Consider the following 20,447-nt stretch of genomic DNA (forward strand, 5'->3'; position numbering starts at 1 on the left):
CATGGATCTTGGACTGAAGGACCGGGTGTACGTCGTCACGGGGGCCACCCGTGGACTGGGCAACGCGGCGGCGCGTGAGCTCGTGGCCGACGGGGCGAAGGTCGTCCTGACCGGCAGGGACGAGAAGCGGGTCGCCGCCGCGGCGGCCGAGCTGGGGCCGAACGCCCTCGGGCTGGCCGTCGAGAACGCCGATCCGGAGGCGGCCGCACGGTTGATCGCTGCCGCGCGGGACACGTTCGGGGCCTTTGACGGCATCCTCGTGAGTGTCGGTGGACCGCCGGCCGGGTTCGTCTCCGACAACACGGACGAGCAGTGGCAGGCCGCGTTCGAGTCGGTGTTTCTGGGGGCGGTCCGGCTGGCGCGGGCGGCAGCGGCGGACCTGGACGAGGGCGGGGTCATCGGGTTCGTGCTGTCGGGCTCGGTGCACGAGCCGATTCCGGGGCTGACCATTTCGAATGGGCTGCGGCCCGGGCTGGCCGGGTTCGCCAAGTCCCTCGCGGACGAACTGGGGCCGCGGGGAATTCGGGTCGTGGGGCTGCTGCCGTCTCGGATCGACACGGATCGCGTGCGCGAGCTGGACGGCATGTCGGCGGACCCTGAGGCCACTCGGGCCGCCAACGAGTCGCGGATTCCGTTGCGGCGGTATGGGACGCCGGAGGAGTTCGGGCGTGCGGCGGCGTTCTTGTTGTCCCCGGCCGCGTCCTATCTGACGGGGATCATGTTGCCGGTGGACGGCGGGATGCGGCACGGGTTCTGACAGCAGGGGTTCTGGCAGCACCGTTTTGGCAGCACGGGTTCTGGCAGCCTGCGTTCAAACTAACTGACCCTTTCCGCACGGTGTTTGACGCCCTTGAAGCGGACCTCTGTCGGCAGTGCCGCGAGGCCCGCTGAATTGCGGGCGTGGGTCAGGGCCTGTGCGGTGAGGTCGTCCAGGGCGGTGCCCGGGTCCACGTGCGGTTCCAGCAGGAGGCGCACCCGGGTCTCGGGGGTGCTGCGCCTGCCCGTCAGGTGGACGTGGGCGCGTTGGACGCCCTCCAACCCCGCCGCCTCGCCTTCCAGTACGCCCTCCAGGGCCCGTCCCCGCAGCAGGGCGCCTTCGCCGTCGCCGGTGTCGACCAGGACCTCCGCGAGACGGCGCCGGCGCAGGACCGAGACCAGCCACCACAGGGCGAGCAGGACCACGACGGCCAGCACGGCGATCACGGTCGGCCACCACCAGCCGTCGTCCCGCCAGCGCGTCCGCTCGGCGTCGCTGAGCAGTACGTCGTGCCGGCTGTCGTGGATCCACCAGGACGGGGGGTCCAGCCCGAGCCCCACGGCCAGTACGGAGCCGCCGATCACGAGCAGCACCAGCCCGACGAGCCCGATCAGCACCCGGTTGACCACCCTGAGCACGGCCCTCACCCCTTCCGTCCGTGCCGCCGCACACGCACCGACAGCGAGGGCGGCCGGGCCAGCCCCAGGCCTCTGATCGCGTCGGCGAGCGTGGCGTCCAGGTCGGCGCGTACGTCGTCCAGTTCGCGGAAGTGCGAGACCGCGCGGACATCGGCCTTGGCCCGGCGCATCCGTACCCGTACGGACTGGACCCCGGCGACCTCCATGGCCCGGTCGCGCAGGACGAGGGCGGCCAGGTCGCGGTGGAGCCCGGCACGGACGTCGGCGTGGGTGCGCCGCATCGGCAGGACCGAGCGCAGGCCGGGCGTGACGGCCAGGATCAGCAGCCACAGCCCGAGGACCGCGGCGACGCCCGCGCCGACCAGCACCCAGATGTCGTCGAGGGGGCGTTCGGCGAGCTGGTGGACCAGTCCCCGGCGCCAGCGCATGGCGGGCCGGTCGGCGCGCACGGCGGCGACGTCGTACAGGAAGATGCCGGCCGTGAGGAAGAGCAGGAGCGCCAGAATCGCGGCCGGGATCCTGCGTACCGACCAGAAGCGGCGCTCGCCGCCGCCCTTGTCGTCGACCGGGGGCGGCGGCTCGTATGCCGCTGCCGAAGCCGACTGGTCGAGCGGGTCGGGTCCGGTCTCCTTCTCGATGACCGGCAGTCGTTGTGTGGTGCCCTCGGAGCCCTGGGACTCGCTCATCGCGTCCTCCCGCGTGCCGCGCCCTGCCCGGGCGCCGGGTGCAGCCGCTCCACGTGCACGGCGACCTCCGGCACCTCCATGCCCACCAACGCGCCTACCCGTTCCACGACATGCCGACGCACGGCCGCGCATCGGGCACCGATGTCGGTGGGGTAGTCGAGTTCGAGGTGGACGCGGACGCGGGCGGTGTCGTGGGCGAGGAGGACATCGGCGTACGGCCGGGCGGCGTCCTTGGCCGGCGCCCCCACGGCCTCGCGTGCGGCCTGCGAGGCGATCTTCGCGACGACCCGGTCGGCGATCCGGGTCGCCCCGCGCTCGCCCGGTGGGACGACGGGAAGGGGTGTGCCGAGCTCACCGGCCTCCGCGCTCACCGGTCTCACCGCCGCCGTTCGTCACGGCGCCGTTCGTCACGGCGCCGGAAGAAGTCACCGAGCTCGTACTCCCCTTCCAGGAACCGCCCGACGACAAAACCGACGGCGCCCAGGGCCGCCACCAGCAGGAAGGCGCCGAATCCGCCGAAGTACCCGGCGAAGCCCAATGCCACGCCGGCGATCATGCCGACCACGGCCATGCTCATGGTGCGCTCCTCAGTTCCTCAGCAGCGCCCGGCCGCTGGGTTGTCGGTCGCCTGCGCCTCACTGGATCCGGCGCTCCGGTTCCTCTTCCTCTTCCTCCGGAAGCTTCACATCGCTCACCGCGATGTTGACCTCGACGACTTCGAGGCCGGTCATCCGCTCGACGGCGCTGATCACGTTCTCGCGCACGTCCCGTGCCACGTCGGCGATCGACACCCCGTACTCGACGACGATCTCCAGGTCGAGCGCGGCCTGCACCTCGCCGACCTCGGCCTTCACGCCCCGTGTCACCGACTTGGTTCCGCCGCCCGGCACCCGGTCGCGCACGGCCCCGAAGGTCCGCGACAGTCCGCTGCCCATGGCGTGCACGCCGTCCACATCGCGTGCGGCCATCCCGGCGATCTTCTCCACGACGCCGTCCGCGATGGTCGTCCGGCCCCGGGCGCCGGGGTCGCCCCCGCCGCGCCCGGGCGCCTGGGTCTTTCGTGTACTGAGGGCCTCGCCCTCCGTCCCCCGGTTCTGTTCCGTCATCTCAGTCATGGCCGTAGGTCCTTTTCGGTTGTCTCTCTTGACCACGTTAATCACGGTTACGCCATTACGCGCCGTGGATGCGGCAGGCTGGAGGAATGACGGCGGACCAGTGGACGCAGGCAGTGAAACGACAGCTCGGCCTCGGCAGACTCCTGCCCCTGGGCGGCTCGCATGACGGCGCGTGGATCACCGAGAGGGCGGCCGAGGCGGTGCTGCGGCGCGCGGCCGAGGACATGCGCGGGGTACGGCTGGACGCACTCCGGATCGCGCTCGTCGACCCGGACGACGCCGACGAGGCGGCCGTACCGCCGCCGCCGAGCGCCCTGCCGCCGGGCCCGCTCCGGGTGACGGCGGACTTCTCGGCGACGGCGACCGAGCCGTTGCCGACGACGGCGGAACAACTACGCGGGCTACTGACCGCGGCGGCGACGGACCGTCTCGGTCTGACGGTGACCGAGGTGGACCTACGCGTGACGGCCCTGCTCGACGAGGACGCTAAAGCCGCGCCCGTACGGCAGCCCGAGCCGGTGCAGGCGGCGGAGCCCCAGAACCCGGACGAGGAGCGCATCGCCGCCGTGGCCTCGGCGGTACCGGGCGTGAGCCGGCTGACGGGCGCCCTGGGCGGGGTGGGCCGTGCGGTGCACATCGAGGAGCGGCAGGACGAGGCCGCCCTGCCGCGCCGGCACGCGCGCGTGGAGATCGCGGTGCGCGCGGACCACCGGGCCGTGGAGGTGGCCCGGGAGGTCCGCAAGAGGGTGGGGAACGCGCTGCCGGACCACCCGACGGTGGCGGTCCTGGTGACCGCGGTCGGCTGACCCGCGCTCGCCACCCCTACGGCTTATTCGCCTGCCTACGGCTCATTCGCCGAGGCCGGCCAGGTCCCGCAGCCGCCGCGCCTGCGCTGCGCGCTCGGCGCCGCGCTGCTCGTCGTACGTCCGATCCACGGCACCACGAATCAGCGCCTTGGTCTCGATCACGGCATCCCGCGGCGCGGCGGCGATCGCCCCCGCCAGATCCCGTACGGCGTCGTCGAGCTGCTCGGCGGGCACCGCGAGGTTGGCCAGCCCGCTGCTCACGGCCTCCTCGGCCAGCACGGAGCGGCCGGTGACACAGATCTCCAGCGCACGGCCGTATCCGACCAGCCCGACCAGCGGATGCGTACCCGTCAGGTCCGGCACCAGCCCGAGGCTGGTCTCACGCATGGCGAACTGCACGTCGTCGGCGACGACGCGCACGTCACAGGCGAGCGCGAGCTGGAAGCCCGCCCCGATGGCATGGCCCTGCACGGCGGCGATGGACACGATGTCGTTGCGCCGCCACCAGGTGAAGCCGTCCTGGAACTCGGCGATGGCAGCGTCCAGTTGGGCGTCGCTGCTGCGCGCGAGCTCGATGAACGAAGGCTCGCCCTCGATCCCCTCGGGCGTGAACATCTGCCGGTCGAGCCCCGCGGAGAAGGACTTGCCCTCACCGCGCAGCACGACGACACGCACGCTGCCCGGCACCAACTGCCCGGCCTCGGCGAGCGTCCGCCACATGGCGGGGCTCTGTGCGTTGCGCTTGGCCGGGTTGTTCAGCGTCACCGTGGCGATCGCGCCGTCCACGGTGAGCCGTACGCCGTTCTTGTCGAGCAGGGGAACGAGTTCCTGGTCGGGCGAAGCCATGGGGTGCCTCCGATGAGTGCGGTCATCACGGGATGCCCGGAGGGCACCCCCTAAGTGACTGCACAGTAACCACCCGGCCGATCAGCCGACCGACCGGGTGGCCACCATCGAAGCCGATGGGCCGCCCGTCTCAGCCGGCGGCCTTCTTGCCTCGTGTCGCACCGCCACGCCCACGAAGCGTGACGCCCGACTCGCTGAGCATCCGGTGCACGAAGCCATACGAGCGGCCGGTTTCCTCGGCCAGTGCCCGAATGCTTGCACCGGAGTCGTACTTCTTCTTCAGGTCTGCCGCGAGCTTGTCGCGCGCGGCGCCGGTTACCCGGCTGCCCTTCTTCAGAGTCTCGGCCACCCGTGCCTCCTCATGGGAAGTGCGCTCTGGTCTCCTCATGATCACCCCTCCGGGGCTTCATGGCCACCCATTCGGCAAGGTCCGTGAGACATGGTTTTGACGACAGGAGTGCATCCCCACATGCGGAATCTGTAATTCCGCAGCGAATTGTCCGTACGGCCGAACGGGTTCTTTCGCGAAGTGCCAGGTCAGAGACGTGCGACGGCCGAGCCCTTGTCGATAGAGGACTCGGCCGTGAAATCGATGTAGTACACACCTCGGTACGAGGAGATCTCACACAGATGATGGATCACCGATAGGCCGAATGATCCATACGCCGTTGATCACGCATTCGATCAAGCCAGGGCGACGAGATCCGCGTAGTCGGCGCCCCACAGGTCCTCGACGCCGTCCGGCAGCAGAATGATCCGCTCGGGCTGGAGCGCCTCCACGGCGCCCTCGTCGTGGGTGACGAGCACGACCGCGCCCTTGTACGTGCGCAGCGCGCCGAGGATCTCCTCGCGGCTGGCCGGGTCGAGGTTGTTGGTGGGCTCGTCGAGGAGCAGGACGTTCGCCGAGGAGACGACCAGGGTCGCCAGGGCGAGGCGGGTCTTCTCACCGCCGGAGAGGACACCGGCCGGCTTGTCGACGTCGTCGCCGGAGAACAGGAACGAGCCGAGCACCTTGCGGACCTCGACGAGGTCCATGTCGGGGGCCGCGGAGCGCATGTTCTCCAGGACGGTGCGGTCGGCGTCCAGGGTCTCGTGCTCCTGGGCGTAGTAGCCGATCTTGAGCCCGTGGCCGGGGACGACGGCGCCGGTGTCGGGCTGCTCGGCGCCCGCCAGCAGGCGCAGCAGGGTGGTCTTGCCGGCGCCGTTGAGGCCGAGGATGACGACCCTGGAGCCCTTGTCGATGGCCAGGTCGACGTCGGTGAAGATCTCCAGCGAGCCGTACGACTTCGACAGGCCCTCGGCCGTCAGCGGGGTCTTGCCGCAGGACGCGGGCTCCGGGAAGCGGAGCTTGGCGACCTTGTCGGAGACGCGGACCGCGTCGAGGCCGGCGAGCAGCCGGTCGGCCCGCTTCGCCATGTTCTGCGCGGCGACGGTCTTGGTGGCCTTCGCCCGCATCTTGTCCGCCTGCGAGTGCAGCGCGGCGGCCTTCTTCTCGGCGTTCTGCCGCTCGCGCTTGCGGCGCTTCTCGTCGGCCTCGCGCTGCTGCTGGTAGAGCTTCCAGCCCATGTTGTAGATGTCGATCTGGGCGCGGTTGGCGTCCAGGTAGAACACCTTGTTGACGACCGTCTCGACCAGGTCGACGTCGTGGGAGATGACGATGAAGCCGCCGCGGTAGGTCTTGAGGTAGTCGCGCAGCCAGACGATCGAGTCCGCGTCGAGGTGGTTGGTCGGCTCGTCGAGCAGCAGGGTGTCGGCGTCCGAGAACAGGATGCGAGCGAGCTCGATACGGCGGCGCTGACCGCCGGAGAGCGTGTGCAGCGGCTGGCCGAGCACCCGGTCGGGCAGGTTGAGCGCGGCGGCGATGGTGGCGGCCTCGGCCTCGGCGGCGTACCCGCCCTTGGTGAGGAACTCCGTCTCCTGGCGCTCGTACTGCCTCAGCGCCTTCTCGCGGGTCGCGCCCTGGCCGTTGGCGATGCGCTGCTCGTTCTCTCGCATCTTGCGGATCAGTACGTCCAGGCCGCGCGCGGAGAGAACACGGTCGCGGGCGAGGACGTCGAGGTCGCCGGTGCGGGGGTCCTGCGGGAGGTAGCCGACCTCACCGGAGCGGGTGATGTTGCCGCCGGCGGGGATGCCCTCGCCGGCGAGGCACTTGGTGAGGGTCGTCTTGCCGGCGCCGTTACGGCCGACGAGGCCGATGCGGTCACCCTTGGCGACACGGAAGGTCGCGGACTCGATGAGGACGCGCGCACCGGCGCGCAGCTCGATACCGGAGGCGGAGATCACGGACAGACTCCAGGGCGGGGATAGGTGGCGGGATGGGCGGCTGAGGACGTTCCCGCCGTCTAATGCGCGAGGAGAATGGCCATGGGCCAAGTCTAACGGTGCCGTGCAACCACTTTTTCTGGGTTCAGGTGTTCGGGCCGGGGCCTGCCGCCGTCTTGGACGACTTCATTGCCGAGTGGTCTGCGGTGCGGGGCGATCCGTCCCAGGTCGTCCACGGCGATGAGCTGGGCGGTCCAGGCCGCGTGGGGGCAGGGCTGGGCGATGAGAAGCGCCCGACCGTGATGTTCGGCACGTGCGGGCTCGAACGCACAGCCCTCACGGGCGGGCAGCACCCAGCGCAGATCGCCGTCGGCGATGCGGTACGCCCAGACGCGGCGCGGAGTCACCACGGCGAGCAGGCCGCGTCCCAGGTGGCGCAGGACGCCGGTGCCGCCCTGGGCCGGCAGCCACTCATCGGCCGCGGGCAGGGCACGGTGCCAGCGCACGGAACGGCCGTCGGTGTCGGTGACCATGCCGTCGTCCCAGAGCGTGATCACGTCCACGCGCGCGCGGGGGCGCATGGGTACGGGGAGTGACATGCGCGGGCGCCGGTCTTCGCGGGTGTAGCGCCAGTGGGTCTCGCCGGTACGGGCGTCGTAGGCCTCGATGGCCGCTCCGCGTGTGCGCAGGTGCGTCGCCGCCGGCTGCGGTGGGGTCGTGGCGGCGGTGGCTTGGCGCACGCGCGCGTGGACGGTCGCGTGGACCGTGAAGTGGTCGCCGTAGGGGGTGGGGCGGGCGTGGTGGGCGGCGGTGAGGAGCGGGGGTGCGAGGAGGAGGAGCAGGGCGGCTGCGCGGAGGGGGCGGGGGATGCGGAAGGGGCGGCGCGGGGGTGGCGGGTGGGGTGGGGGGCGAGGTGGTGGTTGGGGTGGCGGGCGGGATCGGGCCGGGAAGGTCCTCGGGTGCGGGGCGCGCGGGTGCGGAGGGCTCGGGTGCGGAGGGCTCGGCGGTGCTCGGGACGCCGGTGGATTCGAGGGTCATGTGGCTCTGTGGGGGCTCGGGGAGTTCGGTGGCCGCACGGGGCCCGGCGGGCCCGTCGTGGCCTCCGGGGCTGTGCCCCTCGGTCGGCAGAAGGACCACCAACGCCCCCTTGGAACCCGTCCCGGGGCCTCCTCGGCCCGTCCCTACGTCCGCTTCCGGCGGATCAGGCGCAGAGCGTAGTCAGGTCCGAGGCGGAGGGCGGGGGCATGCCGTCGGGACACGGCGAGTTGTCGGGGGCTCTCGCCCGTTCGGCCCTCGGAACGGGTCCGGTGCCTCGGCTCGCGGGCCGTTGTCAGTGGTCGCTGCAAGACTGGCTGCGGGTCGGAATTCCGGCGATCGCCGGCAAGGATCACGGTGATTGATCACGAAGGGGTGATCGGCATGGCGGGCACGAGGGGCGGACGTCCGAGCATCTTCCCGACGCTGCTGTACGCGGACGCGAAGGCGGCGATCAAGCAGCTCACGGAGGCCTTCGGCTTCACGGAGCTGGCGGTGCACGAGGGCGAGGACGGCTCGGTGGCACACGCCGAGCTGGTGCAGGGCGACGGCGCGGTGATGCTCGGCTCGAAGGGCACCGGCAGCGCCTTCGACAAGGCGATGAAGGGCGCGGGCACGACCGGGGTGTACGTCGTCGTGGACGACGTCGACGCACACCACCGACGGGCCGTGGAGCACGGCGCGGAGATCCTGATGCCCCCGACGGACCAGGACTACGGCTCGCGGGACTACATGGCCCGGGACGTCGAGGGCAATGTGTGGAGCTTCGGTACCTACGCCCCTGAGATAGCGGGCTGAGCGCCGGTCCGGCTCAGCTCCCCCCGGTGTGCACCTGGAAGGCGGCGCGGCGTACGGCCTTCGCGAGCGCGGGGTCGGGGTGCGCGGCGGCGAGCGCGACCAGGACCTGCACGGTGCGGGGGTGACCGACGGCGCGTACCTCGTCCAGGAGCATCGGCACCGTCGGCTGCACCGCTGACTCCAGGTGCCGTACGAGCATCGGGGCCTCGCCGTGGTCGGCGACGGCGGCGGCGGTGTCGACCCACAGCCAGGTGGCCTCTTCCCGGGTGAGCACCTCGTGGGCGTCCTCGGGGTCGATGCCGTCGTGCTCGGCGAGCCACAGCAGGGCGTACGGCCGCAGGGTCGGCTCGTCGTGGACGGCGCGTACGTCGGGCTCGGCGGGGGCGCCGACGACGCGCAGCGCCTCGAAGGCGAGGCCGCGCAGCAGGGCGTCCTCACCGCGGGCGGCGTCGAGGAGTTCGGTGACGGCGCTGCCGACGGGCCGGGCGGCGAGCCAGGCGCGGTATTCGTCGCGGGCGGCGTTCGGGCGGAGCTGGGCGCAGCCGCGGAGCATGTCCTCGGCCGCCTGCTCGATGTTCCCGGCGGGGCTCTGGGCGGCGACGCAGATCTGCTCCAGCTTGACCCAGACCGCCCAGTTGCCGAGCGGGGTGAGCGTGGCCTGGCCGTCACCGTAGGTCAGGGCGCCGACGGAGGCGAGGGCGTGCAGGGCCCAGTCGAGGAGGGGGGCGAGGGGCGTGTCCTCCACCGCGGTCACGTCGGGGACCGGCTCCGGCTGCGGTCCGTAGGGGATCTCGCAGCGCTCGGTGCGCAGTTCGGTGACCCGCTGCTCCAGCAGGTCCAAAAGCTGCTCCACCGGGACCGGTCCGGCGGACAACTGCAGGAAGGAGAGCACCTGGGGCATGGCCGAGACGACATCGGCGACGGCGGCGGCATGCTCGTGCTGCTCAGGTTCCGGGTGCGCGAGCGACCAGGCGTCGAAGAGGGCTACCCAGCCGCGCAGTACGGCGCTGTCGTCACGGTCCCAGGCGCGCAGCCGCCAGCCGGAGCGGGCGCTGTCGCCGTGCACCTCGATGAGGCCCGCGAGGCGGGCGGTGTCCCAGTCGGCGCGGACCTGAGCGGCGGTCAGGCCGAGGTCCTGGGCCGCGCGTTCGGCGGTCTCGTCGGAGAGGGTGCCCTTGCCGTCGGGGCTCGCGCCGTAGCGGCCGGGGCGCAGCGCGGCGTCGGCCCAGTGGGCGACGCGGGCCGCGGTGGCCAGACCGGAGCGAGCCATTCTGGCCAGCTCGGCCCGGGCCGGTGTGCCCTCCGGAGGGCGGGGTGCGGCGCGGCGTGGGCGCCGCTGGTTCACAGCTCTGGGGGCGGCGGCCAGGGGTCGCGGGCGGACGAGTCGAAGCCTGGAGTCGCGCGGGATACGGGACGTCACGGGTGCAGTCTTCCGGTTGACGGTCCGAAAACCCAAACGGAATGTCACGAGGGGCGACGGGGATGGCCAACGCACGGGGCCCTGCGGGCGGCGAAGGACCGATAACAGGCCAGTGGTACGGGGTTAAACGGAATCTGTGGGGCCGGTACGGGAGGGGTGGGGGCTGAGGGTGGCGGCGAAGGTGGGAGCAAGGCTGGGAGCGGCTGTGGGAGGAGTCGTCCGGGGGGGGGGGCGGGGCGTCGGGGGGCTAGGGGTGCCGCGCGGCCGGGTTCGGCGCCGACGAGCATGTACGTCGGGGTTGAGCGCCGTCGCGGCAGGTCCGGGGGGGGGAGGGGGCGGCCGTAGAAGAGACGGCCGGGTGGAAACCGGGCGATGACCGGACGGCCGGATGTGGAAGCGGACGGCCGTCCGGGGAAGCGGCCGCGGCGGAGTGGTCTGGGCGGAGTGGCCTGGGCGGGGACGCGCGCCGACAGGGCACCCGAGTGTCACATGAGCGGCGTGACGAAGCGGCGCAGGGACTCTTCGTAGGCCTCGGGGTCGGCGTTCCACATGGCGGCGTGGGGAGCGTTCTTGACGGTGGTGAGGGCCACCAGGTTGGGGTGGGCGTCGGCCAGGCGGCGGGAGAGGGTCCAGGGGGCCACCCTGTCGTCGGGGCCGTGGAAGATCAGGGTCGGCACCGTGAGGCGGTCGGGGGCGCCGGCGCCGGTGACGCGGTCGGTGTTCAGGCCGGTGCGGCCCTGTGCCGCGCGGACCGCGAGCGGCAGCAGCGCGCTCGGCGTGTGCCGGGCCGTGGCGAGGGCGCGCAGCGTGGCTTCCCAGCTGAGCACCGGGGAGTCCAGGACCAGGCCCGAGACATGGTCACGCAGGCCCGAGTGCGCGGCGGCGCGCAGCGCCATCGTCGCGCCGGTGGACCAGCCGAGCAGGACGAACTGCTTGGCGCCGTACCGCACGGCGTAGCGCATCGCCGCGTCCAGGTCGCGCCACTCGGTCTCGCCGAGGTGGTTCAGGCCGTCCGGAGGGCGGGGTGCGCCGAGGTCGCCCCGGTAGGAGAGGGCGAGGACCGGGAAGTGGCGGCCGTTGAGGAACTTCATGACGTTCATGGCGTGTTCGCGGGTGGTGCCGAGGCCGTGCACCGCGATGACCCAGGTGTCGCGGGCGCCGGGGACGAACCATGCGGGCAGGGCGCCGAGTTCGCCGGGGATGTCGACGTCGGCGTGGTCGAGGCCGAGGGCGGCGCTGGGGTTGCCGACGTGGACGTTCGGGGTGAGCCAGACGCTGTCGCCGGGCTGGAGGGTGCCGTGCGTGACGCGTTCCAGGCGGCGTACGACGGTGTCGGCGGAGTGGTTCGCCGCGGCGAGGACGGGGCCGACGACCGCATGCGAGCCGTCGCCGGAGAGGCCGTAGGTGCCGGGGCGCAGGGAGGCCAGGTCGCGGGTGAGCGCGATCTGGCCGGCTGCCGTGGCGTGCACGGTGAGCCTGGGTTCGGTGGGCAGGGGCCTGCCAGGGGGCGCCTTCAGCGCGGCGCCGCTGGCGAACCGCCCGGCGGCGACGCTCGCGGCGCCGGCGGCGAGAGCCACGGTGACGGCAGCGGCCGTCGTTTTGACAGTGCGCACGGATCCAGTGTCCGGGCGAAGACGGGGACCGGCCAGTGGGAGGGCGGGTCGGAGTGAGGTCCGGTCCGGGAACGGCGGGTTCAGGAACGGCCCGACCCTGCCCGCACCTCACCCCGCCGCCCCTCAACCGCTCCCCGCCTCACCCCCGCTGCCCATACCCCCGCAACCGCTCCCCCGCCTCCGCCACCTGCCTCTCCGACAGCAGGGTCGGTGACAGGTCGGGCACCGAGGACGCCGTGAGCCACAGGCGGGACATCCACTCGAGTTGGGCCGTGCGGTCGTAGGCCTGGTCCAGGGTCGTGCCGTAGGCGATCGTGCCGTGGTTCTGGAGGAGACAGGCGGTGCGGTCGGTGAGGGCCCGGAGCATGTTCTCGGCCAACTCCTGGGTGCCGTACGTCGCATACGGGGCAACCCGGACGGGGCCGCCGAGGGCGCCCGCCATGTAGTGGATCAGCGGGAGCTCCGGCACCAGGGTCGAGACGGCCGTCGCGTGGACCGCGTGGGTGTGGACGATCGCGCCGGCGTCCGTGCCGCGGTAGACGGCGAGGTGCATGGGCAGCTCGCTGGTCGGCACGAGCGAGCCCAGTACCTGACGGCCGTCGAGGTCCACCCCCGTCACGTCCTGCGACGTCAGGCGGTCGTACGGCACTCCCGAAGGCGTGAGCAGCACCGTGTCGCCGACGCGTACCGAGACATTGCCGGACGTGCCGACGACCAGCCCCTCGGACACGGTCCGGCGGGCCGTCGCCACGAGGGACTCCCAGGCATCCGCCTCCTCGGGGCGCACACGCCTGCCCCACGACTCCCCCACATCCTGTGCGCCCTCCCGCGCATCCCGCACACCTCGCTGGTCCCGCTGCTCCCGCCGCTCCTCAGCCATACGGCGATCCTGCCAGCCGGGACCGCGACGCGGCCTCAAGTCGCCACCGAGCCGGGGCACTTTAGGGCGGAAGACCGGCGTCCGGAAGGGTGCATATGCGGATACATCACTCTCTTCCCCTGCTTGGCCGGAGATCGATCGGCATTCAATGACCTACCAGTAATCTCTGGGAGATTTGTCGTGCACGTCGCCATTCCGGGGGGAAATATGGCCCGTGATCGCAAACCGTTCCGTCACCGCTCCCGCCTCATAGCCGCATCCCTGGCGGCGCTCACCCTTGGAAGTACCGCGCTCGCCGAGATTCCGGCCGCGGCGGCCGGCAAGCCCAAGGGACATGACGTCTCGTCCCACCAGAAGAACGTCGACTGGCAGAGCTCGAAGGCAAAGGGCGCCCGGTTCGTCTACGTCAAGGCGACCGAGTCCCACACCTACCGCAACCCGTACTTCAACCAGCAGTACAACGGCTCCCGCGGCGCGGGCCTGATGCGCGGCGCGTACCACTTCGCACTGCCGGACAAGTCGTCGGGCCAGGCACAGGCGGCGCACTTCGTGCGCAACGGCGGCGACTGGAAGCCGGACGGCTGGACTCTGCCGCCCGCGCTCGACATCGAATACAACCCGTACGGCAAGCACAAGTGCTACGGACTGAGCAAGGTGAAGATGGCCGCCTGGATCCAGTCCTTCAGCAACGAGATGCGGCGACTGACCGGCCGCCGTCCGGTGATCTACACCACCACGCACTGGTGGAACACCTGCACCGGCGCCAGCCGCGCCTTCGCCTCGAATCACGCACTGTGGATAGCCCGCTACGACTCCGCCACCGCGGGGGCACTGCCGGCCGGATGGCAGTACTGGACCCTCTGGCAGTACGACAACGGCAGCGGCAGCGGCAGCGGCAGCCTGCCGGGTGACCAGAATCTCTTCAACGGGTCCATGACCCAGCTGAGGAAGTTCGCCCAAGGCCACTGACCCATGGGGCGCCTGGGCCGGGCGTGGACCAATGGGGCCGACGGAGCGGGGACCTCCGCTTCGGGCAGAACAACACCCCCCTACAGACACCGTGCGGCCTGCCCCAGTTCATCTTCCGTTCACTCAGGTTACCTACGTTCGTCCAGCCAATGACCTCGAACGATTGCCTGGGTAAATGGAAAACTTCTCGCTGATCCTCGCGATTGTGGTGGTAACCGCACTTGCGTTCGATTTCACGAACGGTTTCCACGACACCGCCAACGCGATGGCCACGACCATCTCGACCGGTGCCCTCAAGCCCAAGGTCGCGGTGGCCATGTCCGCCGCGCTCAACCTTGTAGGCGCTTTCCTCTCCGTGGAGGTCGCCAACACGATCTCCAAGGGTCTCGTCGACGAGACCGGCATCCGTCCCGAGGTCATCTTCGCCGCGTTGGTCGGCGCGATCCTCTGGAACCTGCTGACCTGGCTGGTCGGCCTGCCCTCCAGCTCCTCGCACGCCCTCATGGGCGGCCTGATCGGCGCCACCGTCGCCTCGGCCGGTGTCGGCGCGGTGCACGGCGACGCGCTCGTCACCAAGGTGCTGATCCCGGCGATCGCCGCCCCGCTGGTCGCGGGCATCGCCGCGCTGCTGGCCACCCGCCTGACCTACACCCTCGGCAAGAAGGCCGACGGCAACGCCTCCAAGAAGGGCTACCGCGCCGGCCAGATAGCCTCCGCCGGCCTGGTCTCCCTCGCCCACGGCACGAACGACGCGCAGAAGACGATGGGCATCATCACCCTCGCCCTGGTCGCCGGCGGCACCCTCGCCCCCGACTCCGACCCGCCGATGTGGGTCATCCTCTCCGCGGGCCTGGCCATCGCGCTCGGCACCTACCTCGGCGGCTGGCGCATCATCCGCACCATGGGCAAGGGCCTGACCGACCTCCAGCCGCAGCAGGGCTTCGCCGCCCAGACCAGCGCCGCGACGGTCATCCTGGCCTCCTCCCACCTCGGCTTCTCCCTCTCCACCACGCACTCCGTCTCCGGCTCGGTGATGGGCGCGGGCCTCGGCCGCAAGGGCGGCGTGGTGCGCTGGTCGACGGCCACCCGGATGTTCGTCGCCTGGGGCCTCACGCTCCCGGCGGCCGCCCTGGTCGGCGCGCTCGCGGAGTACGTGACGGGCTTCGGCTCCTGGGGTACGGCCCTCGTCGCGATCTTCCTGGTCGCCTCCAGCGCCGCCATCTGGAAGATCTCCCGCCGCGAGGTCATCGACCACACGAACGTCAACGAGACCGACGAGCCGGCCGGCGTCGTCACCACGGCGATGGCCGCCGTGACCCCGCCGCCCGCGGGCAGCACGGCGACCGAGGAGCTGGCGGCCACGATCCCGGCCCCGTCCTCCGAGCCGGCGCCTACGCAGCCCACCACCGTCTGACCCCCACCCGGTTACTCACCCCAGTTACCCAGGAAGAAGAATCATGAAGATCGACTGGGCGGCCCTCGGCTCCGTCTTCGGCGTCAGCCTCGTGGTCACGGTGGCCCTGGTGGGCCTGTTCACCCTCGGCATCGCGGGCCTGTCCCGCCAGGAGAAGGCCTCGGCCCAGGGCGGCTCGGCCGCCCTGGCGGTCACCGGCGCGTACGCGTGCTTCGCGGCGTGTGCGGCGGCTGTGGGGTACGGGATCTATCTGATCGTGGCCTGACCCGCAGTGGTCTGACCCGCAGGGCTCTGACCTACGGCACGCACCGGGCGGGTGCGGGGACGACGTTCCCCGCACCCGCCCGGTCGGCGTTTGAGGCTTTAGGGGCACGGCGAGTCCGTCACCGATCCGGCGCGGTCGAGGATGAGCTGCTCCTGCGGGGTGTACGGGGTCCAGTGACGGCAGAGGGTCTGGTGCCACGCCTCCGGGTCCAGGGGGATGGTCAGCTCGGCGTTGCCCTGGCGGAAGGTGAGACGGTCGGCCGTCAGGCGCAGGTCCTCCGGGAGAGCGGTGAACGGGAACGTGACATAGGGCTCGTCCTGATCCTCGGGCCGCCACAGAGCCAGAAGCGCGCCCCCTTCGTCGCTGAGCAGGGTTCCGTCGTCGGCCAGCTGCCGCACTGATGTCGCTTCGTCCGCCTCGACGGCCGATCCGACACGTTTGCCGGTTTCCACGTCCCATCGCTGGATCGTCCTGGCGTCCAGCGAGGTGGCGACCGTCCGGCCTCGCGGGTCGAACACCAGCTTCAGGTAGGTCCCGTCCGGCTCCGTCACCATGATGCCGGTGTGGCGCGCCCTGCCGGTCCTCGTGTTCCAGATGACCAGCTCGCCGCTGCTGGCGCTGCTGTGGCCGACCACCACTTCGTCACGGCGTCCGGGACGGACCGCGAGCCCACGGCACGGCAGGCCCCGAGCGCCACAGGGATCCACGCCCAGGACCCTGGACCTGTCCGCTGCGAAGTCGTACCGGATCAGTTGATGGGTTGTCAGGATCACCACGGCCCCGCCCTGGAGGGGAGCGGCGTCGACCAGGCCCGGGAACGGCCGCACCCGCGCCTCCCGCGGGCTGTCCGGGTCGCGGAAGGAGATCTTGTCCTCGCCCCACAGGACCAAGTGCCTGCCGTCCGTGGTGAAGAACCCGCCCTCCGCACGGTCCTTGAACTCCTCCACCACCACCGTCCGCGCCTGGTCCTCCGCACCCCGGCGAGCCACGACCAGTCTCTCCGGAGCCCCCTCGAACCTGTTGTCGGAACTCGCGGTCTGAGCGCGGTACACACCGTCCGGGCTTCTCATGTACGTGGCGTCTGACGAAACGGCGCCGGGCGCGGGGTCGGGCAGCGGCATGCTGGGCTGCTCGTGCGTCCGCAGGATCAGCAGATCCGAGGCCGCTGCCAGCAGAATGCGCGGGGCCGCCCCGTCCCCCTCGCCCGGAAGGACACCGACGAGCTGCTCCTCGGCCTCTTGCGACGAGGGCAGCCCCGGTGCTCGGTAACGCCTGCCGGTGCCCGTGTCGATCACCTCGTACTGGGTCACCCGTGTGGTGCCGCTCTCCACCGCATAGCGTCCGGTGAGATCCGGACCGCTCGGCTCAATCGCCAGAAACGGCCTTCCCCCGGCGCCATGCGAGCCCGCCAACCGGATCAGCGCGTGCCGGCCATGGCCGCGGTCCACGACGACCCCCGCGCCCCGGTGGGAGATCCACTCGGCGTCCGCGCCGGTACGCAGACCCCGGCCGGTCACCAGGTTCTGCACCCGCGCTTCGCTCCGGCTCTCGTGCCGGGCGAGATGGACGACGTCCCGGCCCTCCCCGACCAGCGCGGCATCGGCTGCCACCGGCCCACTCGGTACCCCCTTCCGCGACACCTGCACCACCTTGCCCGTCCGGCTCTGCCAGACCTGGGTCTGGGAGCTGTGCGCCGTCCCCTCGGCGGCGAAACGGTCGGCGACGAGGCGGAGCAGCAGCCGGCCGCTGTCCGAGAAGTCCAGCGCCATGGTCTTGGGCACGCGCCCGGTCCCCAGCGTCGGCTGCCGTCCGGTCCACAGGTGTCGGTGGGCGCGTACGTCGTAACAGGGGACCGACCCGTCGGCGGACACGATGGCCAGCAGCCCGCCGTCATCGCTGAACTCGGCGCGCTCGGGAGCTCCTGCGCCGGTCAGACCCGGCACCTGCCACCAGCTCGCCCGCCCGTCGGCGAGGCCCGTCCACACCCGGGCGTGCGGGACGCCGTCCCGGTCGGCGGACGTGGTCACCGCCGTGGAGCCGTCCGGGGTGACATCGAGGCTCTGGATGGGCTCGGACCCATGTCCCGCATGCCCGGAGACCACCGACATGCCGCCGAGGTAAGTCTGAAGCAGCGCCTGTCGGGCCTCCTTGCCCTGTGCGTTGTGCCACGCGGCCACCGACAGCCGCGCTGCCGTCCCCGGATCGGTCGCCGCCAGCCGGGCAGCGTCCTCCGTCAGCTGCCGGGACGCGATGGTCCGCACACGTTCCTCCAGGGCCAGTCCCCCGCGCCATGTCTCGACCGCCAGATAGCCCGCCACCAGCGCCAGCACGACCACCACAGCCGTCGCCAGCCGCCACCGCCGCAGGCCCCGTTGCTGATGCCGGCGGCTGAGCTGCACATAGTCACGCTCCGCCGGTGTGATGTCCTCGCGGCGATCCGGATCCCCGAGCCACTCCAGCGACGTGGCCAGCATCGTCCCGCGCAGCAGCGCGCCCGGCTCGCCTCCCGTCTCCTTCCAGTGCGCCAGCGCCTGCAACAGCCGTTCCTGCCAGGCCCGGAAGTCACGGGAATCGTCCAGCCACTTCTTCAGCGGGCCCCAGGCGCGGACCAGTTCCTCGTGGGCGAGGTCGACGATGGGGTCGTCGTCGGGGCCGTGGGTGATGCGGATGAAGCGGGTTCGGGTCGCCAGAGCCTCGGCGGCTGCCTGGAGTGCGGGCGGCAGGGGCGCGAGGCGTACCGGCTTGCGGGTGAAGCCGCCCGCGTCGTCGGGGCGGGCGAGTTGGGTGAACAGGCGGCGGACCGGGGCCTCGCCGTGCGCGGCGATGACCTCGCCGACCCGCTGCTCGGCGTGGGCGGACAGGGCCCCGGCGACACCGCCCAGGGCCTCGTAGCCGGAGTGGGTGAGCCGGATGCCCTTCTCGTGCGCCCAGAGTTCGGTGAGGGCGAACTCCACCAGAGGCAGCTGGCCCGGTTCGTCCTCGGCGTCGTCGACGATGCGTTCGGCCAGGCCGATGTCGAGGGTGAGGCCGGGGACACGGGCGGCGGGTGCCTCGACGGCACGCAGCAGGCCCGATCGGCCGAGCGGCGCGACCACTTGGGCACAGTCGCTGAGGAAGCGGGCGGTGCCGGGGTCGGCCAGGTCGTCCAGGCAGGAGGAGCGCAGAGTGGCGAGGACGCGCAGCCGCCGTCCGTCGGCCGGCACCGCGACCAGAGCGGCCATCAGGGCCAGCAGGGCGCGGGCGGTGGCCGGTTCGGCGGCGACGGTCTCCTCCAGTTGGTCGAGGAAGAAGACGTGGCCGCGAGGGCCGCAGTGGTCGAGCAGACGTCGTCCGAGTTCGGCGGGGGTCGTGCCGTCGGCGCTGTCCAGCAGATCGGCCAGGGCGAGCGCGGCGCGCTCGTGCTCGACGACGGCCAGGGCGGGCCCGGGCGCGGCGGACGCGGGGTGCGGCGGCGCGGAGCCAGGACCGGACGGGGGTACTGAACCGGACGCAGACGTGGAGCCCGGCTCCGGGCGAGGGCCCGGCACGCCCCAAGTCCCGGAAGCAGTACCAAGCCCAGCAGAGGCGTCCCCACTCTGCCCAGCGGCTGCGGCTGCCTCCAGCACTCCCACCACCGCCCGGGCCACCGTCACCGACGCCCGGGTACCCGGCAGAGGGCGGATCTCGCAAACGGTGAACCCCTCGGCCCTCAGACGGGGCAGGACTCCCGCCCGTACCAAGGAGGTCTTCCCGCTGCCGGACGGGCCGACGACCGGCACCACCAAGTGCCGCTCGACCGCGTCGAGGAGCCGCCGGGTCTCTTCCTCACGGCCGAAGAAGTACTCGGCGTCCTCCTCGCGGAAGGCGTCGAGCCCTTGGTAGGGGCAGCGGCGCAGGCCCGGCTGGAGGTCCAGGAGGGCGGCGGCCGGGATCAGATACGACGTCACCGCGGAGGCACCGCGGTCGGTCGCGACCGTCATGCCGATGACGGCGCCGATGTCCTCGTCCCAGACCGGTGCTCCGCTGCATCCGGGGGCGATGCGGTGAGCCGTGCCGTCCGTCTCCATCGAGATCCAGCCCTGGCCGACCGCGCCGAGCAGCCGTCCGCCGATCCAGGCGCCGTGTTCGGCGCTGGCGGGGAAGCCGAGGACGCGGAAACGGTGGTGCCAGAGGTCGCCGGCGCACGCGACGGGGACGGCGCCGGCAGGGGCCCCTTCCGGCAGTCGCAGCAGTGCGATGTCCCCGGTGCCGTCGCCCGCCACCGGCCGCCAGGCCGACACCGACGCCTCGTACCTCACCGCGCCCGGCCGCAGCGGGAACTCCACGGTCACCGGCGCCGCGGGCGGCGTCGGCGATCCCGCGTCGGTGCACAGCGCGTCGGCGACGACATGGGCGCAGGTGGCCACCGTGCCCGGCGCCAGCAGGAACCCGGTCCCGACGGGCCGCCCGTCGCCGGCGCACACCCGGACCACCGTCGCGCCGAACTCTTCCAGGAAACGTGCGGATTCTCCCGGTACACCGGTGTCATCAATAGTCATACGGTTTGGTGGAGTTCCCCCCGGCTCGTAGTACTTCGTACGACGTATTGGAGGTGCCGCCGCCCACCGCGGCAACCGGCTTCACGGAACGCCACCCGCCACGGGGAATTGACTGCGAGTCGGCCCTCCGGGCCCTGGCGGCGTGCTAGTCGGCGTCACTCGTGTGGGGTTCTGCACACTCTCCCCTCGCAGGTCAACGGCAAGTTGACGCCCCTTCCAACCCCGTGGTGGACTTCCGGGGCCATGTACGGCGGCAGAAGAGGAAGCCGGTGCAAGTCCGGCGCGGTCCCGCCACTGTCACCGGGGTAGAAAGCCCCGGGAGCCAGGAACTCTCGCCGCCGGTCTCGTCGAACCAGGGCGTGGACACCCTGAGTGAGGACATAACGCGATGCTCGCCTGCCGATCGACATGCAGTATCAGACCCGC

Annotated in this window: 19 protein-coding genes and 1 riboswitch; of the genes, 6 read left to right on the forward strand and 13 right to left on the reverse strand. The window is 71.8% G+C overall.

The window, feature by feature from the left end:
- The first annotated feature begins 1 nt into the window (after nt 1).
- Complete coding sequence (locus AB5J49_RS10885; RefSeq protein ID WP_369168349.1) at nt 2-757, forward strand: SDR family oxidoreductase; 756 nt, start codon at nt 2-4, stop codon at nt 755-757.
- A gap of 59 nt (nt 758-816) precedes the next feature.
- Here the strand turns inward: AB5J49_RS10885 and amaP are convergent, their stop codons facing one another.
- Genes amaP through AB5J49_RS10910 form a run of 5 tightly spaced genes read right to left on the reverse strand, consistent with a single transcriptional unit; the run spans nt 817 to nt 3,196 of the window.
- Nucleotides 817-1,404, reverse strand: coding sequence for an alkaline shock response membrane anchor protein AmaP (gene amaP, locus AB5J49_RS10890; RefSeq protein WP_369168350.1), 588 nt, complete (start codon nt 1,402-1,404; stop codon nt 817-819).
- Nucleotides 1,401-2,081, reverse strand: a complete 681-nt coding sequence (locus AB5J49_RS10895) for a DUF6286 domain-containing protein (RefSeq protein ID WP_369168352.1) — start codon at nt 2,079-2,081, stop codon at nt 1,401-1,403. Before AB5J49_RS10895 ends, amaP begins: the two co-directional genes overlap by 4 nt.
- Nucleotides 2,078-2,461, reverse strand: coding sequence for an Asp23/Gls24 family envelope stress response protein (locus AB5J49_RS10900; RefSeq protein ID WP_369168353.1), 384 nt, complete (start codon nt 2,459-2,461; stop codon nt 2,078-2,080). The genes AB5J49_RS10895 and AB5J49_RS10900 overlap by 4 nt, the downstream gene beginning before the upstream one ends.
- Nucleotides 2,458-2,658, reverse strand: a complete 201-nt coding sequence (locus tag AB5J49_RS10905; RefSeq protein ID WP_369168354.1) for a hypothetical protein — start codon at nt 2,656-2,658, stop codon at nt 2,458-2,460. The genes AB5J49_RS10900 and AB5J49_RS10905 overlap by 4 nt, the downstream gene beginning before the upstream one ends.
- Before the next feature lie 58 nt (nt 2,659-2,716).
- A complete protein-coding gene (locus AB5J49_RS10910; protein WP_369168355.1) occupies nt 2,717-3,196 on the reverse strand; it encodes an Asp23/Gls24 family envelope stress response protein in 480 nt (159 codons plus the stop codon).
- 86 nt (nt 3,197-3,282) lie between these two features.
- Between AB5J49_RS10910 and AB5J49_RS10915 the strand changes: the two genes are divergently transcribed.
- The gene (locus AB5J49_RS10915) at nt 3,283-4,002 is read left to right on the forward strand and encodes a nucleopolyhedrovirus P10 family protein (RefSeq protein WP_369168356.1); all 720 of its coding nucleotides are present in this window, start codon (nt 3,283-3,285) and stop codon (nt 4,000-4,002) included.
- 42 nt (nt 4,003-4,044) lie between these two features.
- Here AB5J49_RS10915 and AB5J49_RS10920 read toward each other — a convergent pair whose 3' ends face one another.
- The 4 genes from AB5J49_RS10920 to AB5J49_RS10935 form a co-directional block, all read right to left on the reverse strand.
- A complete protein-coding gene (locus tag AB5J49_RS10920; RefSeq protein ID WP_369168357.1) occupies nt 4,045-4,848 on the reverse strand; it encodes an enoyl-CoA hydratase/isomerase family protein in 804 nt (267 codons plus the stop codon).
- A 130-nt stretch (nt 4,849-4,978) separates the two neighbouring features.
- The gene (locus tag AB5J49_RS10925; RefSeq protein WP_019758351.1) at nt 4,979-5,197 is read right to left on the reverse strand and encodes a helix-turn-helix domain-containing protein; all 219 of its coding nucleotides are present in this window, start codon (nt 5,195-5,197) and stop codon (nt 4,979-4,981) included.
- Nucleotides 5,198-5,532: 335 nt separating this feature from the next.
- Nucleotides 5,533-7,131, reverse strand: a complete 1,599-nt coding sequence (locus AB5J49_RS10930; RefSeq protein ID WP_369168358.1) for an ABC-F family ATP-binding cassette domain-containing protein — start codon at nt 7,129-7,131, stop codon at nt 5,533-5,535.
- A 92-nt stretch (nt 7,132-7,223) separates the two neighbouring features.
- Entirely contained in the window at nt 7,224-7,850 is a 627-nt protein-coding gene (locus AB5J49_RS10935; RefSeq protein ID WP_369168359.1) for a hypothetical protein, read from the reverse strand.
- Nucleotides 7,851-8,529: 679 nt separating this feature from the next.
- Between AB5J49_RS10935 and AB5J49_RS10940 the strand changes: the two genes are divergently transcribed.
- The gene (locus AB5J49_RS10940; RefSeq protein ID WP_369168360.1) at nt 8,530-8,943 is read left to right on the forward strand and encodes a VOC family protein; all 414 of its coding nucleotides are present in this window, start codon (nt 8,530-8,532) and stop codon (nt 8,941-8,943) included.
- 13 nt (nt 8,944-8,956) lie between these two features.
- On the opposite strand, the gene AB5J49_RS10945 is transcribed toward AB5J49_RS10940, so the two are convergent.
- The 3 genes from AB5J49_RS10945 to AB5J49_RS10955 form a co-directional block, all read right to left on the reverse strand.
- Complete coding sequence (locus AB5J49_RS10945) at nt 8,957-10,363, reverse strand: hypothetical protein (protein ID WP_369168361.1); 1,407 nt, start codon at nt 10,361-10,363, stop codon at nt 8,957-8,959.
- A 485-nt stretch (nt 10,364-10,848) separates the two neighbouring features.
- On the reverse strand, nt 10,849-11,976 hold the full coding sequence (locus AB5J49_RS10950) for an alpha/beta hydrolase (RefSeq protein WP_369168362.1): 1,128 nt from the start codon (nt 11,974-11,976) through the stop codon (nt 10,849-10,851).
- Between the two features lie 139 nt (nt 11,977-12,115).
- On the reverse strand, nt 12,116-12,856 hold the full coding sequence (locus AB5J49_RS10955; RefSeq protein WP_369168363.1) for a class II aldolase/adducin family protein: 741 nt from the start codon (nt 12,854-12,856) through the stop codon (nt 12,116-12,118).
- Between the two features lie 207 nt (nt 12,857-13,063).
- On the opposite strand from AB5J49_RS10955, the gene AB5J49_RS10960 reads away from it, so the two are divergent.
- The 3 genes from AB5J49_RS10960 to AB5J49_RS10970 all read left to right on the forward strand — a co-directional run bounded on the left by AB5J49_RS10960 (nt 13,064) and on the right by AB5J49_RS10970 (nt 15,504).
- Nucleotides 13,064-13,825, forward strand: a complete 762-nt coding sequence (locus AB5J49_RS10960; protein ID WP_369168364.1) for a lysozyme — start codon at nt 13,064-13,066, stop codon at nt 13,823-13,825.
- A 175-nt stretch (nt 13,826-14,000) separates the two neighbouring features.
- On the forward strand, nt 14,001-15,239 hold the full coding sequence (locus AB5J49_RS10965; protein WP_369168365.1) for an anion permease: 1,239 nt from the start codon (nt 14,001-14,003) through the stop codon (nt 15,237-15,239).
- 43 nt (nt 15,240-15,282) lie between these two features.
- Nucleotides 15,283-15,504 carry a hypothetical protein gene (locus AB5J49_RS10970; protein WP_062142391.1) on the forward strand — a complete coding sequence of 74 codons (222 nt, stop codon included), beginning with the start codon at nt 15,283-15,285 and terminating at the stop codon, nt 15,502-15,504.
- Nucleotides 15,505-15,602: 98 nt separating this feature from the next.
- On the opposite strand, the gene AB5J49_RS10975 is transcribed toward AB5J49_RS10970, so the two are convergent.
- Nucleotides 15,603-20,021, reverse strand: a complete 4,419-nt coding sequence (locus AB5J49_RS10975; RefSeq protein WP_369168366.1) for a trypsin-like peptidase domain-containing protein — start codon at nt 20,019-20,021, stop codon at nt 15,603-15,605.
- Nucleotides 20,022-20,232: 211 nt separating this feature from the next.
- Nucleotides 20,233-20,376: riboswitch (cobalamin riboswitch) on the forward strand.
- Nucleotides 20,377-20,447: the final 71 nt, after the last annotated feature.

The sequence above is a fragment of the Streptomyces sp. R28 genome (assembly GCF_041052385.1).
GTDB lineage: Bacteria > Actinomycetota > Actinomycetes > Streptomycetales > Streptomycetaceae > Streptomyces.